A 20,146-nucleotide genomic window follows, 5' to 3' on the forward strand; every position below is an offset into this window, starting at 1 on the left:
TAGTAGGAAGCATAAACAATATACTCCCTACTTTATCTTATCACGTTAAATATTAGATATTAAGTATTTACGACCTTCTTTAGTAATAGAAATATCTTTAAGTAAACCTTCAAAATTCTGCGTATCCTCAACTGGTGTATAACAAATCAGATTATTATTTGCCATTTCTTCTAGAATTTTAAATAGATAATCATTCTCAACTTTATGCATATTCTTATACCTTTTAGGTGATATAGCTAAATTTAAATCTAAGTCATGTAAAACTTGCAATCTCGCTTCCATATCAAACACTCCTTTAGTTTATATTACATAGTAATAAAATATGAGAATCTTGTCTTTATTTATCCAGTTATTAAATACCTACATAAAAAATTGGTGTTGTTTATTTAAATTTTACTGCTGTTCCATATGCCATTACTTCGGCAGCTCCTGTCATAATTGCTGCTGAAGCATAACGAATATTGACAATAGCGTCGGCATTCATTGATTCTGCTTCTTCAACCATTCGCTTCGTAGCCAGAGCTCGAGCACTATTCATCATTTCATTATATGCTTTTAATTCACCACCTACTAAAGTCTTAAAGCCTTGAGTAATATCTCTACCAACGTTTTTGCTTTGTATAGTACTTCCCTTTACAATTCCAAGCATTTCAAATTCTTTTCCAGAAATATAATCAGTATTTACTAAGATCATCTTCTTCACCACTCCTTATTTCTTTTATTCTTTCAATTAATACATAAATGCTAACACCCATAAGTACAAGTAAAATAAGGGAACCTAATAGTCTCAAAAACATTTGGCTTATATAAGACCATGTTATAAATAAAGCGATCATATATATTATTATTAGTAGTGTAATAATAATTGGAGCAACTAATTTTTTTGATGAATTACTCATAGGCATATCTCCTCTTCTAAATATTATATTTGTTTACTAGCATAAAAAAAGTATATATTTTAATTATATATTTTATGGTAAATATATTCAATTAATATCTTATAATAATTATATATAGGATTTTAATAATCTAAAGTTTCACTTTATTAAAGCGAATTATAATAGATTATGATAAAATGAATATAAATCATAATGATATTAATTTATCAAATTAGTAGGAGGTGTATAAATATTGAGTTGCCCTTTAGAAATAGCTGCTTGTCCAATTTGTGGAAGTGATATTAATTTTAAAAAATCAACTAAAGAATTTTGTAATTGTAAAAAATGCGATTGGTCATGTTATGGAGAGTGTGAAAAACAAAATTAACATAATTTACAAAGTATAAGTCAAAAGAAAAATTTCTTTTGACTTATACTTATAATTGAGAGATACCTGAAACATAATTTAGATATTATTTTATCATTAGAGAGAACGAGCTATAGTTTTATATCTAATGATAGAACATATTATGGCTATAAATCCAATTCCAAGTGTAATGATTAAGGCTGGAATAGTCGATAAAGTAGTATGTAAATTGTAAGCAGAGTCAGTAAAAGCTTGCATAATATATGTTGCTGGCAATAGTTGACCTAAAATACGCAAAGGTTCTGGCAACAATTCAGCTGGAAACATAATGCCCCCTAACATCATAGTAGGAAGAAATACTACTTGTGATAGCATCATCGCTACAGATTGACTACGAGCTAAAACCCCTATCAATAAACCGATTGCCAACATCGTAAATAGTAAAACAGTAAGGGTGACAAAATATGCAGGTATATTTACTACTATATTTGCTCCGTAAAATAAAGGTGCAGTAAAGAAAATAACAAGGGATACTATCGTTAAATGTAATCCAGTACTAATCCCTTGTATGAAAAAGACAGCCCAAGCAGGTATACCATAAACTTTAAAACCTCGTAGAACACCAGATTCATACATTCGTACAATTGGCGCAGGCATACCAAGGACAGCTCCCATTGTTACAGAAAATATAGTCATGCTGGCAGCTAGTGTTTCTCGAGATATTGGGTTTACTGATGAAAAAACTGCGCCCATTACGAAATAAAAAAGTAAAGGGACAAAATAATAAGTCATAAGTGTTCCATTGTCTCGTATATCAATTTTAAACTGTATTATCAGATGACGAAATAGAATATTCATACTATTGGCCTCCTTCTATTAAATCTAGAAAAGCTTCTTCTAATGATGGACGCTCTACACGTAGATCTATTACTTTATCTTCATTATGTCTTACATTGTTAAGTAAAGCTATTACTGCATTTGCTGTGTCTTTACTAGTCCAAACACCGTAGCCATCTTTTTCTTTTGAGAAATGTGCATCACCTATGTCATGTCCTGGTAATAAGCTATTATTTTGTGTTAGTAGTGTGATTCTAGTTTCACGTCGTGCAGCAGAGGTAATTTGTGCTGGTGTACCAATTGTGGCTATTTGACCTTGGATCATAATTGCTATTCTGTCACATAGTGATTCGGCTTCTGACATATCGTGGGTAGCTAAAATAATCGTTGTGTTTTTGTCTTTAAGTTCTCTTACTGCTTCATGTAGTTCTGCCCTACCTTGAACATCTAGACCTGCAGTTGGTTCATCAAGAATTACAATAGTTGGATTGCATGCTAATGCAAGTGCTAAGTGCAAACGACGTTTTTGTCCAGTTGACATTTGTCCATATTGTTTGTTTGAAAGACTTTCTAAACCAAATCGTTTAAGCAGATCTAAACGAACTTGTTGACCATTCCAACCACATATTAATTGCATTGCTTCTTTAGGATGTAAGTTCTCTGGTAGCGAGGCTACTTGTAATTGTATACCAAGTATTTTACGAATCTCTTTTTCTTGTTGTTGAATATTAAATCCTGAAATGTTTATTTCTCCACCATCAGATTTTCGCATACCCTCAATACATTCAAGAGTTGTTGTCTTACCTGCACCATTAGGTCCTAGTAAGCCAAATACCTCTCCCTTTTGCACAGAGAAATTTAGATTGTTAACTACTGGAACTCCATTATATTTTTTTAGTAGATTATTTACTGAAATCATTGTTTCAATCATGAATTTCACTCCTCATTCTTTCATATAACTAGAAATATCTATGTTTTGCTTTTCAAAATATACATTGAGGGCATACCCTAGCAGGTTCATAGCTTCTTTTAGTTCTACAGAATCTTCAGGCCATAGCTTTTCATTTGAACCAACATTAAATATTTTCTGTATTTGATGTTGGTCACCATTTGTTATTTCTAGTATTATATTCCACCATCTTTTTGCTAAACTTTGCATTCGTAATTCCTTTGGATCGGATTTTTTTTTATAAAGTTCAATTAATTCGTTAGTAAGTTCCTTTAGTAATTCATTAAACTCATGGAATTTTTTATCTCCATTTGCTTGTTCTATATAGTAATCCATTTGATTTTCATCCATGTGTCTAACCATGAAAGTATAGGGATTATTCTGTTGAGTTGAGCCTATTACTGCAATAAGTCTCTTAATATCAATATTTTGATTATGGGATAATTCTTCAATTACCTGCTCAAGAGTTTTCATGTTAAGCTGCATGTGTTGAATTTGTTGGTTTATGATGTCCTTCTGACGAATAAAAACTTTTATTAATTGTTCTGAGGAGTCTGTTGGCAATAGTTGATCTCTAATTTCTTCAAGTGAAAATCCTAGTGATTTAAGAAATAATATCTGTTGTAGGCATACAACATCCTTTAAGGAATACATTCTCCTACCACCTTCGCTATACTTGCTGGGTTTAAGCAATCCTTGTGTATCATAGTACTGAAGCGTCCGAACAGTAACCCCACACTTAGATGCTAATTCCCCGACACTTAATAGTTCTTTGTTAGAATCCATAATTTGTTCACCTCTTAAACTGATTGTATAATATAACGTAGCGTAACGAGCAAGAATTTTTAAGTTATTTAAAAAAACTTACCTTTACTCATTACTTAGGCAAAAATAATAAGATGTAAGGAAATCATAATCTATTAAGTTTAACTTAATGAAACTTTAAATTAATATGAATAATTATCTGCAAGTAAATAATAATATTATTATCTAAATTACTATCAATAAATAATAAGATGTTAATTGTGGCGATAAAATACAACAATAAAAATGAGTAAAGGAGGAGGATTTAAAGTGGAAATAGCAAATCTTACAAAAGAAGAACAAGAAAAGCTTAAGGAAATAGAATCTGAATTAGGTTGTGTTTTAGTGGCTTATGAAGGTTAATATTCTATTAATTTCTAATCAATTTTTTTAGCAAATAAAAATACTCTATCTTAGAATTATAATAGGTTTATAAGAAAGAGTATTTTTGTATATGTGTTTTTTCAGTTTTCACGACTGATCTTTAAGTAAATGAAGATTATGTATATAATCTTATTAATTCTATATACAAATTCCCATCTTGTTTTTCTACTGTAGCATGGTCTACCATGGCACTAACAAGTACGAGTTCATCACTTTCAGTTTCACCGGCTAACTGCCAATAGTATTCTTCTACTTCAGCCTGTCGTTGCTTGTTTAATATTATTTTCAACGTATCAATATACTCGTCATCAAATTTAGTATTATATCCTAATATATGTATAATTACTTTTTCATCTCTATTGATTATTTTAAAATCTACTTCAGTTGTATCATGTAGCAGCAGTGTTAACATCTCATCTACAATTCGGCATACCTTCTTTAACTCATGTTTCATCTTATTGGCTCTCCTTTTTAAATGCATCTATCATTGGCACTACAAAACTTGCAACGATACCACCTGAAAATCCATTATTATATAGATTCATACCACCGTGAATAATACCAACATTATTTACAAGGGTTAAATGTAACCCACCTGATAAAATTCCTATAATTACACCGTAAGTTCCAGCTATAGGAGCAATTGTTGTAGAAAATAAAACTGTTATTATAAAACTAGTACTTGAGTAGTCCATCTGATATAATAATCCACATAATAATACACCAATAATAATGGGATAACAATTTTTAGGGTGTTTACCAAAAGCTCCAAAACCTACAATAGTAAAGATACCTGCAATTACAGGACCGTTAACAGTACCACCTAATAATAAAACTAGAGTTAGACTTAGTAAACCAAGAATCCCCATATTAAAGAATGTCACACCATAACCGTCTAATACTGTAAAATCTGTAATCAGTCTTCCCTTGCTTCTTAATATCCTAGGATATTGTTTTACTACATCTTTATTAATAAAATAACCAATTAAAACTAAATAAATAAATAAAGCAAGTAATAATAAAATTATAAATATGTTCTGTTGTTCATAAATAATACTGACTGGAAGTATATCTCTATTAAAATTCTTAAGAAAACTTGTGAAAACTGTTCCTATAATTCCCGCAGTAAATCCGATGTTATATAAATTAAAACCATCATGAAATTTTAGCATATGGGAAGAAAGTGGAACTATAATAAAACCTATCAATACACCGATAATTGTACCCATAATGTAATTATAACCTGGTAGAAAAAATCCCCCAAATGTAATCTCGCTTACGATAGGCGACAATGCAGTACTAAACATAATAACCAACACAATGTTTTTTACGGGGATTCTTTGGTAACGACTATATAGATATCCTCCTAAAAATATCGGCATTATATTTAATACATTTTTACCAAAAAAAGAAAATCCTATGACAGTCAAGAATGCTGCAATTAATAATCCATTTATTCTTAACTTAAAGTGCTTAAGAATGTAAAGATTAAAAAAACCGATCATAGCTACATTTAGAAATGTAGCTCCTATACCACCTACTTTTAGAAAATCTGTTAGGAGAGTTGTAGGTGAAATAAAGATAAATAGTAGTCCTTCTATTACCCCGTCAATTCCTGTGTACTCATAAAAAGAATAAACAATACCAAATATTAAAAATGAAATTGGAAATATACTTAATATTAATAATTTATTCTCTTTATGTAAATCTTTTTCTATAAATTCATTATATTCTTCCATTAGTCACCACCTTATTAATAGTTATTTTTATAATTATTTATAGAATAACATATAATTTCATATTAAGTTAAACTGTTTTATATGTAATGGTTTTCATGATCTAGTTGTTTAAATTAACTATGAATATTCACTACACTGAATATAAGTAATTCATAGTCAAAAAAAACGAATATTTTACTAAATTAATTAGCAAAATTTTATCAAATTTGAAGAAAATTTTACCACAATAATGTCTATTATACATATTGTATGTCTAATATGGTATAATTAATAGTATTTTTACTTTATACGAAAAATTTAAATTATATGGTGGAGGTAAAATGGACAATTTATTTGAATCAGTTAAATTAGTAAACGAACAAGTAAACAACCTAGTTTGGGGTATTCCAATGTTGGTTCTTATTATAAGTACTGGTGTTTACATGACAGTTAGGACCAATTTTTTTCAAGTTACAAAAGCAAAGCTCGTAAATCAAGAGACGTTTTTAGCAATATTTACTAAGAGATCTGTAACGAAAACAGATGATAAAAAATCTATTTCTCAGTTTCAAGCTCTTTCTACGGCACTTGCAGCCACTATTGGAACTGGAAATATCGCAGGTGTAGCTGCTGCTATAACTGTAGGGGGACCTGGAGCAATATTTTGGATGTGGATATCAGCTTTCTTTGGAATGATGACTAATTTCTCTGAAAATGTTTTGGGAATTTATTATCGTAAAAGAAATTCGTCTAATGAATGGGCTGGTGGCCCAATGTATTACATAGAACATGGATTGAAAGACAAAAAAGGATTACATTATGTTGCTAAACCACTTGCAGTTATCTTTGCTATTTTTTGTATGCTTGCATCTTTTGGCATAGGAAATATGACGCAAGTTAATTCTATCTCTGGTGCACTCTTAAGTTCTTTTAACATTCCACCATTAGTTACTGGACTTACATTAGCATTACTTGCAAGTCTCGTAATTGTAGGCGGAATAAAAAGGATTGGACAAGTTACAGAAAGAATCGTTCCTTTTATGGCATTAGCATATATTATTGGAGGTATTATAATAATGGTAGTTAATGTTAGTCAAATTCCAAGTATATTTACAAATATATTTACTAGTGCATTTGGTTTTGATGCAGTAGCAGGAGGAATTAGTGGAACGCTTATTAAAAAAGCTATAACAATGGGTTTTAAAAGAGGAGTGTTCTCTAATGAAGCTGGTTTGGGTTCATCGGTAATGGTTCATTCAGCTTCAGACGTAAAAGAGCCGGTTGTTCAAGGTATGTGGGGGATCTTCGAAGTGTTCTTTGACACCATGATAGTATGTACTCTGACTGCATTTGCGATTCTTTCCACTGGCGTCCATGAAACAGGATTAGAAGGTGTTCCACTCGTAAGTGCCGCTTTTGCCGATGGATTTGGTAATTTTGCTGGACAGTTTGTTTCTCTTGCAATCTTGCTATTTGCTTTTTCTACCGTATTAGGCTGGTCATTTTACGGTACAAAGGCTACAGAGTATTTATTTGGTGCAAAATCAACTATTATCTATAAATCAATTTTTATCGTGTTTATTGTAATAGGAGCAACCATGAACTTAGATTTAGCGTGGGCTATTTCAGATACACTAAATGGACTTATGGCAATACCTAACCTAATTGCTGTTCTATTACTTTCAGGTACGGTCATCAAAATTACTAAAGACTATATTAATAGAAATATTAAAAATGATAATAGTCAAGGAAAGCCGTTACTTTCGGTATACCCTGATATAAACAAAGAACAGGCTAAAAATTTATAATCTTCTAATTAAAACTGGTGTAATAATATTTATGCCAGTTTTCTTAATTATATATACTTATCTAATGTATTTACATCTTCAAAAAAAGCATAGATATCTTTAATGACATTATTAGCAGCTTTACTCCATAAAATTAGGTGTCCCGATTCATTATAAAATTTTATATTTGTATCTTCTGAAGACACGTGCTCATAAATATAATTTGCGCTTATAGCTTTTACTGCGTCATCTTTTAAAGATTGTATAATAAGTAATGGACACTTAACATTACTTAAACTTCTTTTAGTATTAAATAATAATAGTCTAAAATTAATCAATGATTTAATTGGGAAACTAGTGCAAGATTGTATATATCGAATAGTATTGTTTAGTTTTAAATTTTTAATATCATGAAAAATATACAAAAGAATATTCTTGAAATCCCAAAAATAGATAGGTGTATTTAATGTTACGATGGCATTTACTGAAAGTTGACTTGAAAGCTCTAAGGCAATAAGCCCACCCATTGAAAAACCTACCATATATATTTCTTCACAACTTATAGAAAGCTCATCATAGCTGTTTTTAACAGAAAGAATCCAATCTTGGTATGAATATTTAGACAAATCACTTCGTTTACCTGTGTGCCCTTTTAATACAGGACATAAAACTATATACCCTCCTTCTTTTAAAAAGTCTGCTAAAGGTGCAACCTCATTAATGTTTCCGCCGAAACCATGGATTAACAGATATCCAGTTTTACTATTCATTCTTTTATTCATTGTGATTTCTCCATATTCATTATTCTTTTATCTACATTCTAAGCTTTTATTACTGTAAATTTTATTAGATTATTATTAAGTATTCATTAATTCTTCTTATAGATATCCATGTTCACTCGTTTTTTTCATGATAAAAAAATAAGCTTGGAGATACTTTTATAGTATCTTCAAGCTTAGAAAAATTATAATATTTAAATAAATATTTATACATATTAAACTCTAAATAGTAAATCACCGTATGAAGGGTATGGCCAGAAATCTTCAGCAACTAGTTCTTCTAGAGCATCACATGGCTCACGTAATGCTTGCATTGCTTCAAATACTTCGAACTTATAAGCTTTAGCTTGCTCTCCTACCTCTTTAATTTCTTGAACTTTCTTTAGATCTTTTTCTAATACAGCTAATGCTTTGCTTGCCTCTGCATATAAGTTATTAATTTTAACAACAATATCTATTTGCGCAGACACATCTGCATCACTAACCACTGACTTTATATTAGTAATAGATTCTGCTACAGAGCTAACATACTCTAATACAGCAGGAAGAATCTCTTTCTTAGCAATCTGAATACTTGCTAAGGCTTCTATATTTATAGTTTTTGCATATTCTTCGAACATTATTTCTTGTCGTGCACATACTTCACCTTTAGTAAACACGCCAAATTTTTCAAATAATGCTACATATTCAGGTTTATTAAATATTTCAATAGCTTCTACAGATGTTTTAATGTTTGGAAGTCCACGTTTCTCAGCTTCATCAACCCAGCTAGGATCATATCCATCACCGTCAAAGATAACATTAAAGTTTTCTTGAACCAATTCTTCGATTATTTTGCTTAAGCTACTCTTAAAGTCTTCTGCTTTCTCAAGTTTGTCAGCCATATCTTTTAGTATATCTGCAACAATTGTATTCAATATAATATTAGGACCGGAAATAGACATTGTTGAACCAACCATTCTAAATTCAAATTTATTGCCGGTAAAAGCAAATGGAGAAGTCCTGTTACGGTCGGTTACGTCTTTAGGAAACTTAGGTAATGTTGTAACACCTAGATCCATATGAGTTTGTTTTGTAGAAGAAGTCAAAGCTCCATTTTTAATTTGATTAATTATATCTGTTAATTGCTCGCCTAAAAATATAGATATAATCGCTGGAGGTGCTTCATTAGCACCTAAGCGGTGGTCATTTCCTGGTGATGCAGCAGATAATCTTAATAGTGGTGCATATTTTCCTACAGCTGCAATGGTAGCTACTAAAAATGTTAAAAATTGTGCATTTTCATGTGGTGTCACTCCAGGTTCAAGTAGATTCATTTTATCTGTACCTAAAGACCAGTTATTATGCTTACCTGAACCATTTATGCCTGCAAATGGTTTTTCGTGTAGCAAGCAAGTTAAGTCATGACGATTTGCTACCTTTACTAATGTATCCATAACAAGTTGATTGTGATCTGTTGCTATATTAGTAGTTGAGAAAATTGGAGCCATTTCGTGCTGTGCAGGGGCTACTTCATTATGTTTTGTTTTTGAAGAAATACCTAATTTCCATAGTTCTTCATCCAAATCTTTCATGAAATCGGATACTCTATCTTTTAGAGAGCCAAAGTAGTGGTCATCCAACTCTTGCCCTTTAGGCGGTAATGCGCCAAATAAGGTTCTACCAGTAAACATAAGGTCTTTTCTTTGTTGAGATAAAGTTTTATCAATAATAAAATATTCTTGCTCAGGTCCTACAGTAGAAGTAACTTTTTTTGTTTCTTTATCGCCAAATAATTTTAAAATACGTACGGCTTGCTCGGATACGGCTTGCATAGAACGTAGTAAAGGTGTTTTTTTATCTAATGCCTCACCAGAGTATGAACAAAACGCTGTAGGTATGTATAAAGTGCCGTCTTTTACAAAAGCTGGTGAAGTAGCATCCCATGCTGTATAACCTCTTGCTTCAAAAGTAGCTCTCAAACCACCATTAGGGAAAGAAGAAGCATCTGGTTCACCTTGAATTAATTGTTTGCCTGAAAATTCTAAATTAACTCTTCCATCACCAGTAGGTTCTATAAAAGAATCGTGTTTTTCAGCTGTTTTACCAGTCATTGGATGGAACCAATGAGTATAATGTGTAGCACCTTTCTCTACAGCCCAATCTTTCATAGTGCTAGCTACTACTTCAGCAACATCAGGAGATAATCCCTCGCCTAAGTCAAGTGTCCTTTTTAATCTTTTAAAAGTATCTTTGGGAAGTCTTTGTTTCATCACTTCTTCACTAAACACATTAGTTCCAAAAATTTGCGTTAGATTTTCCATTTTTTTATTCCTCCTTAAATGAGCAATGCTCTATTAATAAATTTATATATTTTTAGCTACAAAAAAAGCGTTACTCAAATGAATCTTGAGAACGCTATGTTCAAAAAGATTATATAATTCAGGCGACAATGCCCTCTTTTTTTACTGTTAATATACTATAGCATAAATTTAATTTATTTTCAAGAGCAACTGTTTAAAATATTGTTTTTTTTCAATTAGAAATAAATTTATAGTATACAGTAGTAAAATTTATTTTCGAAACGGAGTCTATCAATTCATTCTAGAACCTTTTCGCCCATCACTTTAATTGCAATTGCGCCTAGAGGTGCTGTAATAATAATAGCTAATACAGCTAATGCTAATATAATTTCACCTGAAGGCGCTCCAATGGATAGTGGTACTGCGCCAATAGCAGCTTGAACTGTTGCTTTAGGTAGATAAGAAACGATACAAAACATCTTCTCTTTTAACAATAGATTTGTCCCTAATAACGACAGGTATACACCGACAGATCTTGCTATGAGTCCTATGGAAATAATTAGCATGCCAATCCATCCTGTTTGTGCTGCAAGGTGTATATCTACCTGGGCTCCTACTAGAACAAATAAAATAATTTCAGCAAATATCCATAGTTTATTGAATTTATCAGACAAGTCTATTGCTAAATCCTTTTTTTTCTCTAATATTATGAAACCTATTATCATAACGCCTAATAGTGCGGCGATAGGAATTATATCGTGAAGAATATCTTCTAAAGTTGTAAGTAAAATAGCTGAAGCTAGAATCATTAATACTTTCTTTGTATCTCTAATAATATAGTGATTAAATAAATAGAGTAGTATAAAACTTAGAATGATGCCTATTAGTACTCCTGTCAAAATAGATAAAGGAATGTTTAACAATTGACTAGAAAATTTCATATTTTGTCCACCATACATTCCTACAAAACTTGAAAATATAGTAATTGCGACTACATCATCTACAGAGGCTCCAGCTAGTATCATAGTTGGAATTCCCTTTTTCTCCCCTTTTCCTCTATCAATAAAAGAAAGCATTTGAGGAACAATAACAGCTGGTGATACTGCCGCAATGATAAATCCAAGCATTCCTGCCTCTATCTTACTAATATCCAAAAAGTACTGTGCTATTATCATAATAGTGACACCTTCAAAGATTACAGGAATAAAGCTTAACTTTAAAGCTGATATCCCTACTTTAGTTAAAGTATCACGATTGATACCAAAACCTGCACGTATTAAAATGATTATCAAAGCTATTTTTCTTAAATCTTCTGAAATAAATAGTATGTCTTGATGCAACCAATTTAGACCATAGGGACCAATTAATACTCCTAGTAACAACATTCCTATTAAGCCAGTAAGTTTTAACTTAGTAAATATTTCATTGCAAAGTAAACCTAATAATATAATTATTGCTAGACTAAATGCCAATATTATTCCTCCAAATTATTATAATCAATTTCTTGATATTTTCAAGTGCTGATAATCTATCTAGCATAATGACTCCTGTAAAACAATTGATTGTAATGTCTTACAGAAGTCATTAACGGAATATTTAATAGTTAAAGGTGAACTACATCACTCTTATTTTTAAATATAATATAAAAAAATTATATCATAGCATATTTTATTTGCAAACTTAATGCTAAATTCGTAATAATGTGCTGTATTTAATATAAAATTATACTATATGTAACAGAAATGCTATTGACTAATATACTATAATAAAGTATATTAGTAATTACTTAATTACTTAATTACATGGAGGTTTATGTTTGTTATGAAAAACATCAAGAAAGCAGTAATTTCGAATCAATGTGTAGCATGTGGTACATGTGTTAGCATTTGTCCATTTAATGCTATTAATATTTTTAAAGGAATAAGAGCTGTAGTAGATGTAGAACTATGTGTAGGGTGTGGGAAATGTAAGTCTGCTTGCCCTGGATCTATTATAGAAATACAAGAAATGGAGGAGAGCCAATGAAACGCTGGAATAATTATCTTTGGATATTTTCTTTAACTTATCTTCTTCTAGGATTTGTAAATATACTTTTTGCATGGCTAGGTTTAATATGTTTTATCACTCCCCTTCTTATTTCAGTATTTGGTGGAGGAAAAGCTTACTGTAATAATTATTGTGGTAGAGGACAATTGTTTCAGCTTTTAGGTAAAAAGTTAAGACTATCAAGAAATAGAGATATACCAAATTTTCTTAGAACGAAATGGTTTCGTTATGGATTTTTAACTTTTTTTATGATAATGTTTATGAACATGTTATTTGCGACGTACTTGGTATTTGAAGGGACTAATGGATTACAAGAAGTAATTACTTTGCTTTGGACTTTTAAGGTTCCATGGCAATGGGCAAATTCTACAACTATTAGTCCTTGGATTACTCAATTTGCTTTTGGTTTTTACAGTGTTATGCTTACATCTACTATACTAGGTATAATAACTATGGTTCTTTTTAAACCACGTTCTTGGTGTATATACTGTCCAATGGGTACGATGACACAAGGAATATGTAAACTAAAGGAAATAAGAAAGGATGAATCAGATGGAAGAGAAAGCAAAACAAGTAGCTGAATTACTAAAAGTACTAGCAAATGAAAATAGGCTTTTAATTCTTTGTCTACTTATTGAAGGGCCTATGACAGTTGGAGAACTTTCTACAAATATATCTAATATTACTCAGTCTGCCATATCACAACATCTATCAATGTTAAAAGCACATGGTATACTTGATTCAACTAAAAAAGGACAAAATATAACTTATTTTATACATGATGATAGAATTTTAAGTGTTATTGAGATATTAAAAGAGAAGTACTGCTAATAGAATTGATAAAAATTAGCTACAGAGAAACACGCATCACAAGTTTCGCTGTAGCTACATATTACTTCTTCTTATCAATATCATCTTCTAGTCTGATATTTACCTCATCGCGTAAAATGGAGTATATTAATGCAAAAGTTGGAACTCCTATGATCATACCAGGAATACCTAATAATCCTCCACCAACTAGGATTGATATCAGTACCCATAAACTTGGTAAACCTACTCTATCTCCGAATATTCGTGGTTTGATAATATTCCCGTCAAACTGTTGAAGTGCAAGAATAAAAATTGTAAATAACAATGCTTGAAAAGGATCGACTATTAAAATAATAAAGACACCGGGAATTGCTCCAATAAATGGTCCAACTATTGGTATTATGTTAAAAACTCCTACGATAATACTTACTAATAGTGCATAGGGCATTTTGAAAATACTCATTCCTAAAAAGCAAAGAATACCAACGATGACTGAATCTATAACATTGCCTGTAATAAAACCTATAAACATTCGATTTGTACGAGTAGCAAGTTCCATTATACGTTGATTATGTTTTTGAGGTCCAAATGCATATAATACTCTCGTCATCTGTCGAAGCAAATGTTCCTTTGCGTTAAGAATATAAATTGAAACAATTAATCCTATAATCCAATTATAAATTCCAGATGTTAAACTCACAATATAATTTGCAATGTGAGGTATCATATCAGCTAATATTGAATTTAGTCTCTCTAACCAATCAGTCCATATATTAGCAAATTGTTCCTCATATAAGGCACCAGGACCAAAATCGTCAATTTGATTAATTAATAACTCAAGTGAATGGATATAAGATGGAACGTTTTGAACTAATTGTGTAACACTACTTACTAATTGTGGTACTATAAACCAGAACATAAGTGTAAATAAAATGATTACCGTAATATACGAAGTTAACAAGGAAAGATTTTTAGCACTCTTAGGCGATATTGCGTTTTTTCTTTCAATTGAATAAAATAATTTTTCTCTAAACCATTTATAGGGTATATTAAGAACATATGCAATAATAAATCCATAAAGAAATGGTTTTATTATTGAAAACACTTTACTAAGCATATTTAACACACTAGAAAGATTCATCAATGCTAAAAATAATATTATACCATAGGTAACTATAAGTATATTTTGTTTGAAACTTTTACTGTTCATGATTTCCTCCATTGAATAATAATGTTAGTCAATATATTGTATTTTTTAGATAAATGCTACAAATTTTTTTCATATAGTATATTTCTATGTTTATTATAACACTGGAAAGATAGTAGAACAACCACAAGAAACACGCTATGCGAGTTTCTCGCGGTTACGCGGTAGTCGCCAAATGTCTGCAAGCAGCCACTTGGCTCCTTACTTCGCGATAATTAAAAAAAACCACAGATAAATACCCTAAGCGAGATTCTCTGTGGTTTTTCAGACAGTTGTCAAATGCATTACATCCCTTTGACTCATTGTCTTTCTAAATTTCATGGTCACTATTTTAATAATTATATCTATACAATTAAGCTAGGTAAATTAATCGATTAATTCATTTACACTAGTTAAATCCCTCTTTCGAAAGGATATGGGAGTTAAGTTGTTCTGATAAACTGCTAACTGCTTTTCAAATGTTAATTGCTCTTTTCCTTTATAGATTATACCAAGTGCCATTTTTTCTGTATCCATAGCGACTTTCATAGAATCCATAAGATTTGAATTGTCATAGTTTTCTTCTAAAATATAAGTGTTATTTTTGTACCAAGCAAAATTATTAATTTTATTAAAACTCACACAGGGATGCAAAATGTCTACTAAAGCATATCCTTTATGATTTATTGCCTGTTTTATAATTTCTTTTGTTAATTCTTTTTCATCTGAAAATGTTCTGGCAACAAAAGTAGCTCCTAATGTTAATGCAACTGATAATGGGTTAAAGGGCTCATTAGTTACGCCACTAACTTGTACAGGAGTTGTAAAATCTTTTTTGCTAGTAGGTGATGCTTGACCTTTAGTTAGTCCGTAAACCATATTATTATGAACGAGATGGGTGATATCAGAGTTTCTCCTTATATTATGTATAAAATGATTTCCTCCTTCTCCATACATATCTCCGTCCCCACCTTCGGCAATAACAGTCAAGTTAGGGTTAGTTGCCTTAATAGCAACAGCAACTGGTAATGCTCTGCCGTGTAATCCATTAAAGTAGCTTGCGTTAATATATTGAGGCATCTTTGCAGCTTGACCAATTCCTGATGAGAATACAACATCAGTTTGATTAATATCCAATTCTTGAAGAGCATCAATTAATGTGTCTCTTATAGAAAAATTACCACAACCTGGACACCACGCTATATCAATTGGATAGTCAAAATCAAATTTTTTCATTTAGAACCTCCTCTAAACTTCTTTCTATTTCTTCAATAGAAAAAGGTTCACCACTGTATTTATTTACTCTATGTTGTATGTTAATACCAAGTTCCTGTTGTAATAGGTTAGCAAATTGTCCCGTAGAGTTATTTTCTATTACTATAATAGTCTTATTCGAGCTAAAATAGTCTAAAAGCCTCTTATCTAGCGGAAATACCTGTTTTACATATAAGAAAGCTGTGTCTTGTTTCTCTCGACCTTCTATAAATTCTTTTAATACTCCGTAAGTAGAACCCCAACCTACAATCAGATGCTTGTAAGTCTTTGGTCCTATTAAATCAGCATCGACGTAATCGGATAAAATTAGCTGTTTTCTAGCAAGTCGTTTTTTATTCATTTTAACACGCATGTCAAAATCCTCTGTTATGGAACCATTCTCATCGTGTTCGTCACTATCCACCTTCACAAATCCTTCACCATAGCCCGGTATTCCTCTGTCGGAAATGCCAGATTCATTTAACTCGTATCTTTTATAATCTTTATTAGTTTTAACAATATAAGATTTAAGATACTTTTCATTGAGAGTAAATTTTTTCATCTGACCAATTGATTCTAAGAAATGTTGATCAGTAAGAATAATAACTGGTACTTGATACTTGTCAGCAAAATAAAAAGCTTTTTGAGTTAAAAGAACTCCATCTTCAAGTTTACCTGGTGCTAAAACGATTCGCGAAAACTCTCCATGCCCTGCATATACTGCATTAGTTAAATCTGCTTGTTCAGTTCTAGTAGGTAATCCCGTTGCAGGACCAGGTCTTTGTGCAAGATGTATGACACATGGTGTTTCTGTCATGGCTGAGAGACTAACAGCTTCATGCATGAGGGAAAAACCACCACCTGATGTAGTAGTAATTGCCCTAGCCCCTCCATACCATGCACCAATAACCATATTCAAAGCTGCAATTTCATCTTCTGCTTGTTCAACTATTACTTCAAAATCTTGTGATTTTTCAGCTAAATATTCTAGTAGACCAGTTCCAGGTGACATTGGATAGGCACTTATAAAATTACAACCTCCTGCCAAAGCTCCTATCCCTACTGCAGTGTTTCCGTGTAATACTTTATAATTTTTTGCTTCTTCAGATTTAGTAACCTTAATTTGAATATTATTTTTTTTCAGATCTTGATAACCTATATCAAATGCTTTTTTATTATCGGATATTATATTATCATTAAGTTTTTTAAATCTATCCTCAATTTGTCTGTGGCATTTATCAGAGTCAAGATCTAGTAAACCTGCAGTAAACCCATATAAAATAGTATTAGTAAATAATTTGCTGCCAGCTTTTTTTGCTAAATATTCTAAATTAAGTTCTATAAATTTACCATTTTTGTTTTCTATAAAACTTCTAGAAGCAAAGCTTTCTTCACCAAAAACTATTGTATTATCCCCTATTCTATTTTTAAGCCTATCAAAAGAATGATCATTAAGTAAGAATAAAATATCTATCTTATTCTTATATGCGTATACATGGAAGTTACTAACTCGTATCTCAACGGTGTTATTACCTCCTCTTACTCTGCTCATCACGTCGCTACATGAGTATACGTAATATTGTTTTGATGATGAGTTCATGATCAAATCTTCACAAGTTTGTAATCCTTGTCCTGCCTCTCCTGAGATAACAATTGTCAATGATTCTCTCATTCCTTTTCCCCTTCCTTGTGTAAACAAGTATTGTTGTACTTAGAAGCTGTTAAACTTGCTACATTCATAGTATGTATCTTTAACGTTAATAATCTTTTCTTATGCCAAATTCGGCTGATTCAATCCATTCCTCAGGCCTTGTCAAAAGAATTATTAGCTCATTTAATATTTTATAGTGCTCTTCTTCTTGTTCTACAAGGAATTCGAAAACTTCTTTTTCTCTTTCATCTTCTGTTTGATCTAATAAATCCTTGTATAAATCAATGCTTCGCTTTTCGGTATCTAATGCCGATTTGTATACGTCTAACTGAAGTGCTGTGTCATTGATTATAGATTTACCTTCCCCTAACTGTTTGAAAATTCCTTTTGATTCAGTTAAGACATTACTTTTATTTAATTCAAATGGCAAGTTTTTTGATTTATTTCTTAGGATATCAGCATGGTCTCTTTCGTCTTTTGCTAATATAAGAAATACAGTACTTAGATTGTTGTCTCTGTTTAATTCAGCTTGCTCTGTGTAATATTTTTCTCCCTCAAGTTCCATATTAATTGCAAATTCTATACTATTCATTATATAACCTCCTAAAAAATTTCTGTATAATATACTTTCTATAATACTATTATTACCTTTTAGTAATTTAATCAAACAGTTTTATTTTTTTCTCTTAACTTTCAAGCTAGATAAATTAGGTATTGCTCTCGCCGTAATTTGCGGACTTCTAGCTCCTTTCAGCCGCTAAATACCTCGCCAACCCTGACAGTGGCAACAAAAAAAGAGAAGCACTACATCATGTTTTTAAAGAACGATATGTTTAACGATGCACACAATATATAGTGATATTAGATTAATTAATTAGAATCTGGGTATCTATATTATAATCAAAAGAAAATCATTTAAGGAGGTTATTATAGCTAGAATCGAATAAAATAAGTTCATAAATTTGAAGTGTTACTAATTTACAGTATTATGATATTCTGATTTATAGATAATAATAATAGACAAGGAAGGTGGAAGTCATGAAGAAAAGTATAATAATTGTTATTCTAATTTTTGTTCTAATACTGGCTATAGGTTGTACAAATAATATAGGCACTTCCCCAGAAGATCCTAATGAAGTTGATACACCTAGTGAATTGCCTGGTGATGAAAGTCCTTCAGAAAAAGAGCTATTAGCCATAGAAGATTACATTTCCTTTGAATCAGATCAAAATTATATCTATGTTGGTGAAGGAAATGAGTACGCCTCATATACTGTATTTACAGACTACATAGATAATAATACAAATAGAATACAAACTAGAATTAATAATGGAGGAACAGAATCTATAGATGTAATAGAGATAAAAGAGGGAAAATTATCGGTATTGCTATCTAAAAAAGAAAGCTATTATAGGGATAATCTATTAAATGTTGTAGATTCAGATGATGTAGATCATGAAATTTTATTGATGGAACCTTTAGAAAAAGGTACACAGTGGACACTTTCTGAAAATAGAATACGTTATATTTCACAAATCAATGTAGAAATACAAACATCTTTAGATAATTACAAAGCTATTGAAGTTACAACAGAAGGACCACATAGTGTTATAAAAGACTATTATGCACCGAGAGTGGGATTAGTAAAGACAGTATTTTCATCTGAAGGCTTAGAGGTAACATCGACTCTAAGTGAAATAAAGATAGATGCACCTTTTACAAAAGAACTAGACGTTTTTTACCCCCATGAAGATGGAAAAATTTACAAAGAACATAATTCCTTAAATTTTTATACAAACGATATTTCAAGAATAAAAATTCAAGAATTACTTAGAAAAGAAGCTCCTAAGGAGAGCTACATCAATTTAATAAGTGCTAATACACAAATTAACACTTTGTATTTAGGACAAGATGATATTGCTTATATAGACTTATCGAAGGAATTCATAGATGATATGAATTTAGGTGCATCATATGAATCAATGGTTCTACAAAGTATTACAAATACCATAGGTAACTACTATGGCGTACAGAGAGTTTATTTAACGGTAGAAAATAATCCCTATGAATCAGGTCATATTCTTTTAAGACAGGGAGAAACCATAAGCGTAAATATGGATTAAATAGTAAGATAACCAACGAAATTCGAGTAACCACAAGAAATTTCAATAGTATTTCTTGTGGTTACTCGCGAATATAAGGTACTTCAAGTATAACACGAGAATTACGAAACACAGTATGGGGTCAATTCTATTGGGTCTCAGGTCGCTGTGGGCAGCGACCCCTAGTTTGCGAGGCATGATACCGAGCTGATGGTTTGAAAGAAAACCTGCCACCTAGCTAATGGGAAGGCAAGCTGTAAGCAAGGGCGTTTGTGGCGACACAAGGGTCTGAAGGAAGCTGATGGCGGTTA

Annotated in this window: 21 protein-coding genes; 6 read left to right on the forward strand and 15 right to left on the reverse strand. The window is 31.2% G+C overall.

Annotation, left to right across the window (positions count from 1 at the left end):
- Positions 1-45 precede the first annotated feature (45 nt).
- The 3 genes from GC105_RS08725 to GC105_RS08735 all read right to left on the reverse strand — a co-directional run bounded on the left by GC105_RS08725 (position 46) and on the right by GC105_RS08735 (position 899).
- Entirely contained in the window at positions 46-282 is a 237-nt protein-coding gene (locus tag GC105_RS08725; RefSeq protein WP_152803764.1) for a hypothetical protein, read from the reverse strand.
- Between the two features lie 100 nt (positions 283-382).
- On the reverse strand, positions 383-694 hold the full coding sequence (locus tag GC105_RS08730; protein ID WP_152803766.1) for a YbjQ family protein: 312 nt from the start codon (positions 692-694) through the stop codon (positions 383-385).
- Positions 675-899 (reverse strand): hypothetical protein, encoded by a 225-nt coding sequence (locus tag GC105_RS08735; RefSeq protein WP_152803768.1) that lies wholly within the window; start codon positions 897-899, stop codon positions 675-677. Before GC105_RS08735 ends, GC105_RS08730 begins: the two co-directional genes overlap by 20 nt.
- A 232-nt stretch (positions 900-1,131) precedes the next feature.
- Here GC105_RS08735 and GC105_RS17465 point away from each other — a divergent pair, with 232 nt between their 5' ends.
- Positions 1,132-1,266: a hypothetical protein gene (locus GC105_RS17465; RefSeq protein ID WP_281350101.1), complete on the forward strand. Its 135-nt coding sequence runs from the start codon at positions 1,132-1,134 to the stop codon at positions 1,264-1,266.
- A gap of 96 nt (positions 1,267-1,362) precedes the next feature.
- Here GC105_RS17465 and GC105_RS08740 read toward each other — a convergent pair whose 3' ends face one another.
- From GC105_RS08740 to GC105_RS08760, 5 genes are all read right to left on the reverse strand, one after another.
- Positions 1,363-2,103 (reverse strand): ABC transporter permease, encoded by a 741-nt coding sequence (locus tag GC105_RS08740; protein ID WP_152803770.1) that lies wholly within the window; start codon positions 2,101-2,103, stop codon positions 1,363-1,365.
- A gap of 1 nt (position 2,104) precedes the next feature.
- Positions 2,105-3,013 (reverse strand): ABC transporter ATP-binding protein, encoded by a 909-nt coding sequence (locus GC105_RS08745; RefSeq protein WP_246169801.1) that lies wholly within the window; start codon positions 3,011-3,013, stop codon positions 2,105-2,107.
- 12 nt (positions 3,014-3,025) lie between these two features.
- Positions 3,026-3,817, reverse strand: coding sequence for a MerR family transcriptional regulator (locus GC105_RS08750; RefSeq protein ID WP_152803772.1), 792 nt, complete (start codon positions 3,815-3,817; stop codon positions 3,026-3,028).
- Positions 3,818-4,334: 517 nt separating this feature from the next.
- Positions 4,335-4,673: a hypothetical protein gene (locus tag GC105_RS08755; protein ID WP_152803775.1), complete on the reverse strand. Its 339-nt coding sequence runs from the start codon at positions 4,671-4,673 to the stop codon at positions 4,335-4,337.
- Position 4,674: 1 nt separating this feature from the next.
- On the reverse strand, positions 4,675-5,958 hold the full coding sequence (locus GC105_RS08760) for a DUF1576 domain-containing protein (RefSeq protein WP_152803778.1): 1,284 nt from the start codon (positions 5,956-5,958) through the stop codon (positions 4,675-4,677).
- Positions 5,959-6,278: 320 nt separating this feature from the next.
- On the opposite strand from GC105_RS08760, the gene GC105_RS08765 reads away from it, so the two are divergent.
- Complete coding sequence (locus GC105_RS08765; protein ID WP_152803780.1) at positions 6,279-7,745, forward strand: alanine/glycine:cation symporter family protein; 1,467 nt, start codon at positions 6,279-6,281, stop codon at positions 7,743-7,745.
- Positions 7,746-7,792: 47 nt separating this feature from the next.
- On the opposite strand, the gene GC105_RS08770 is transcribed toward GC105_RS08765, so the two are convergent.
- From GC105_RS08770 to GC105_RS08780, 3 genes are all read right to left on the reverse strand, one after another.
- The gene (locus GC105_RS08770; RefSeq protein ID WP_152803782.1) at positions 7,793-8,506 is read right to left on the reverse strand and encodes an alpha/beta hydrolase; all 714 of its coding nucleotides are present in this window, start codon (positions 8,504-8,506) and stop codon (positions 7,793-7,795) included.
- A 212-nt stretch (positions 8,507-8,718) separates the two neighbouring features.
- Positions 8,719-10,806 carry a glutamine synthetase III family protein gene (locus GC105_RS08775; protein WP_152803784.1) on the reverse strand — a complete coding sequence of 696 codons (2,088 nt, stop codon included), beginning with the start codon at positions 10,804-10,806 and terminating at the stop codon, positions 8,719-8,721.
- Positions 10,807-11,081: 275 nt separating this feature from the next.
- Positions 11,082-12,257, reverse strand: coding sequence for a cation:proton antiporter domain-containing protein (locus tag GC105_RS08780; protein ID WP_152803786.1), 1,176 nt, complete (start codon positions 12,255-12,257; stop codon positions 11,082-11,084).
- A gap of 349 nt (positions 12,258-12,606) precedes the next feature.
- Here GC105_RS08780 and GC105_RS08785 point away from each other — a divergent pair, with 349 nt between their 5' ends.
- From GC105_RS08785 to GC105_RS08795, 3 genes are read left to right on the forward strand one after another with little or no spacing between them, the layout of a single operon-like run.
- A complete protein-coding gene (locus GC105_RS08785) occupies positions 12,607-12,810 on the forward strand; it encodes a 4Fe-4S binding protein (RefSeq protein WP_193708340.1) in 204 nt (67 codons plus the stop codon).
- A complete protein-coding gene (locus GC105_RS08790; RefSeq protein WP_152803790.1) occupies positions 12,807-13,412 on the forward strand; it encodes a 4Fe-4S binding protein in 606 nt (201 codons plus the stop codon). Before GC105_RS08785 ends, GC105_RS08790 begins: the two co-directional genes overlap by 4 nt.
- Positions 13,384-13,662, forward strand: a complete 279-nt coding sequence (locus GC105_RS08795; protein WP_152803792.1) for an ArsR/SmtB family transcription factor — start codon at positions 13,384-13,386, stop codon at positions 13,660-13,662. Before GC105_RS08790 ends, GC105_RS08795 begins: the two co-directional genes overlap by 29 nt.
- 61 nt (positions 13,663-13,723) lie before the next feature.
- On the opposite strand, the gene GC105_RS08800 is transcribed toward GC105_RS08795, so the two are convergent.
- The 4 genes from GC105_RS08800 to GC105_RS08815 form a co-directional block, all read right to left on the reverse strand.
- Complete coding sequence (locus GC105_RS08800) at positions 13,724-14,851, reverse strand: AI-2E family transporter (RefSeq protein ID WP_193708341.1); 1,128 nt, start codon at positions 14,849-14,851, stop codon at positions 13,724-13,726.
- A 363-nt stretch (positions 14,852-15,214) separates the two neighbouring features.
- Positions 15,215-16,063, reverse strand: a complete 849-nt coding sequence (locus tag GC105_RS08805) for a thiamine pyrophosphate-dependent enzyme (protein WP_152803796.1) — start codon at positions 16,061-16,063, stop codon at positions 15,215-15,217.
- Positions 16,050-17,753 carry a 2-oxoacid:acceptor oxidoreductase subunit alpha gene (locus GC105_RS08810; RefSeq protein ID WP_152803798.1) on the reverse strand — a complete coding sequence of 568 codons (1,704 nt, stop codon included), beginning with the start codon at positions 17,751-17,753 and terminating at the stop codon, positions 16,050-16,052. The genes GC105_RS08805 and GC105_RS08810 overlap by 14 nt, the downstream gene beginning before the upstream one ends.
- 85 nt (positions 17,754-17,838) lie before the next feature.
- On the reverse strand, positions 17,839-18,324 hold the full coding sequence (locus tag GC105_RS08815) for a ferritin-like domain-containing protein (RefSeq protein ID WP_152803800.1): 486 nt from the start codon (positions 18,322-18,324) through the stop codon (positions 17,839-17,841).
- A gap of 446 nt (positions 18,325-18,770) precedes the next feature.
- Between GC105_RS08815 and GC105_RS08820 the strand changes: the two genes are divergently transcribed.
- Entirely contained in the window at positions 18,771-19,856 is a 1,086-nt protein-coding gene (locus GC105_RS08820) for a GerMN domain-containing protein (protein ID WP_152803802.1), read from the forward strand.
- Positions 19,857-20,146 lie beyond the last annotated feature (290 nt).

This window comes from Alkalibaculum sporogenes (assembly GCF_009362815.1).
Lineage (GTDB): Bacteria > Bacillota > Clostridia > Eubacteriales > Alkalibacteraceae > Alkalibaculum_A > Alkalibaculum_A sporogenes.

Coding starts and splice junctions, on each gene's coding strand:
- GC105_RS08725 (WP_152803764.1), bottom strand. CDS start 282: ATGGAAGCGAGATTGCAAGTTTTACATGACTTAGATTTAAATTTAGCT.
- GC105_RS08730 (WP_152803766.1), bottom strand. CDS start 694: ATGATCTTAGTAAATACTGATTATATTTCTGGAAAAGAATTTGAAATG.
- GC105_RS08735 (WP_152803768.1), bottom strand. CDS start 899: ATGAGTAATTCATCAAAAAAATTAGTTGCTCCAATTATTATTACACTA.
- GC105_RS08740 (WP_152803770.1), bottom strand. CDS start 2,103: ATGAATATTCTATTTCGTCATCTGATAATACAGTTTAAAATTGATATA.
- GC105_RS08745 (WP_246169801.1), bottom strand. CDS start 3,013: ATGATTGAAACAATGATTTCAGTAAATAATCTACTAAAAAAATATAAT.
- GC105_RS08750 (WP_152803772.1), bottom strand. CDS start 3,817: ATGGATTCTAACAAAGAACTATTAAGTGTCGGGGAATTAGCATCTAAG.
- GC105_RS08755 (WP_152803775.1), bottom strand. CDS start 4,673: ATGAAACATGAGTTAAAGAAGGTATGCCGAATTGTAGATGAGATGTTA.
- GC105_RS08760 (WP_152803778.1), bottom strand. CDS start 5,958: ATGGAAGAATATAATGAATTTATAGAAAAAGATTTACATAAAGAGAAT.
- GC105_RS08765 (WP_152803780.1), top strand. CDS start 6,279: ATGGACAATTTATTTGAATCAGTTAAATTAGTAAACGAACAAGTAAAC.
- GC105_RS08770 (WP_152803782.1), bottom strand. CDS start 8,506: ATGAATAAAAGAATGAATAGTAAAACTGGATATCTGTTAATCCATGGT.
- GC105_RS08775 (WP_152803784.1), bottom strand. CDS start 10,806: ATGGAAAATCTAACGCAAATTTTTGGAACTAATGTGTTTAGTGAAGAA.
- GC105_RS08785 (WP_193708340.1), top strand. CDS start 12,607: ATGAAAAACATCAAGAAAGCAGTAATTTCGAATCAATGTGTAGCATGT.
- GC105_RS08790 (WP_152803790.1), top strand. CDS start 12,807: ATGAAACGCTGGAATAATTATCTTTGGATATTTTCTTTAACTTATCTT.
- GC105_RS08795 (WP_152803792.1), top strand. CDS start 13,384: ATGGAAGAGAAAGCAAAACAAGTAGCTGAATTACTAAAAGTACTAGCA.
- GC105_RS08800 (WP_193708341.1), bottom strand. CDS start 14,851: ATGAACAGTAAAAGTTTCAAACAAAATATACTTATAGTTACCTATGGT.
- GC105_RS08805 (WP_152803796.1), bottom strand. CDS start 16,063: ATGAAAAAATTTGATTTTGACTATCCAATTGATATAGCGTGGTGTCCA.
- GC105_RS08810 (WP_152803798.1), bottom strand. CDS start 17,753: ATGAGAGAATCATTGACAATTGTTATCTCAGGAGAGGCAGGACAAGGA.
- GC105_RS08815 (WP_152803800.1), bottom strand. CDS start 18,324: ATGAATAGTATAGAATTTGCAATTAATATGGAACTTGAGGGAGAAAAA.
- GC105_RS08820 (WP_152803802.1), top strand. CDS start 18,771: ATGAAGAAAAGTATAATAATTGTTATTCTAATTTTTGTTCTAATACTG.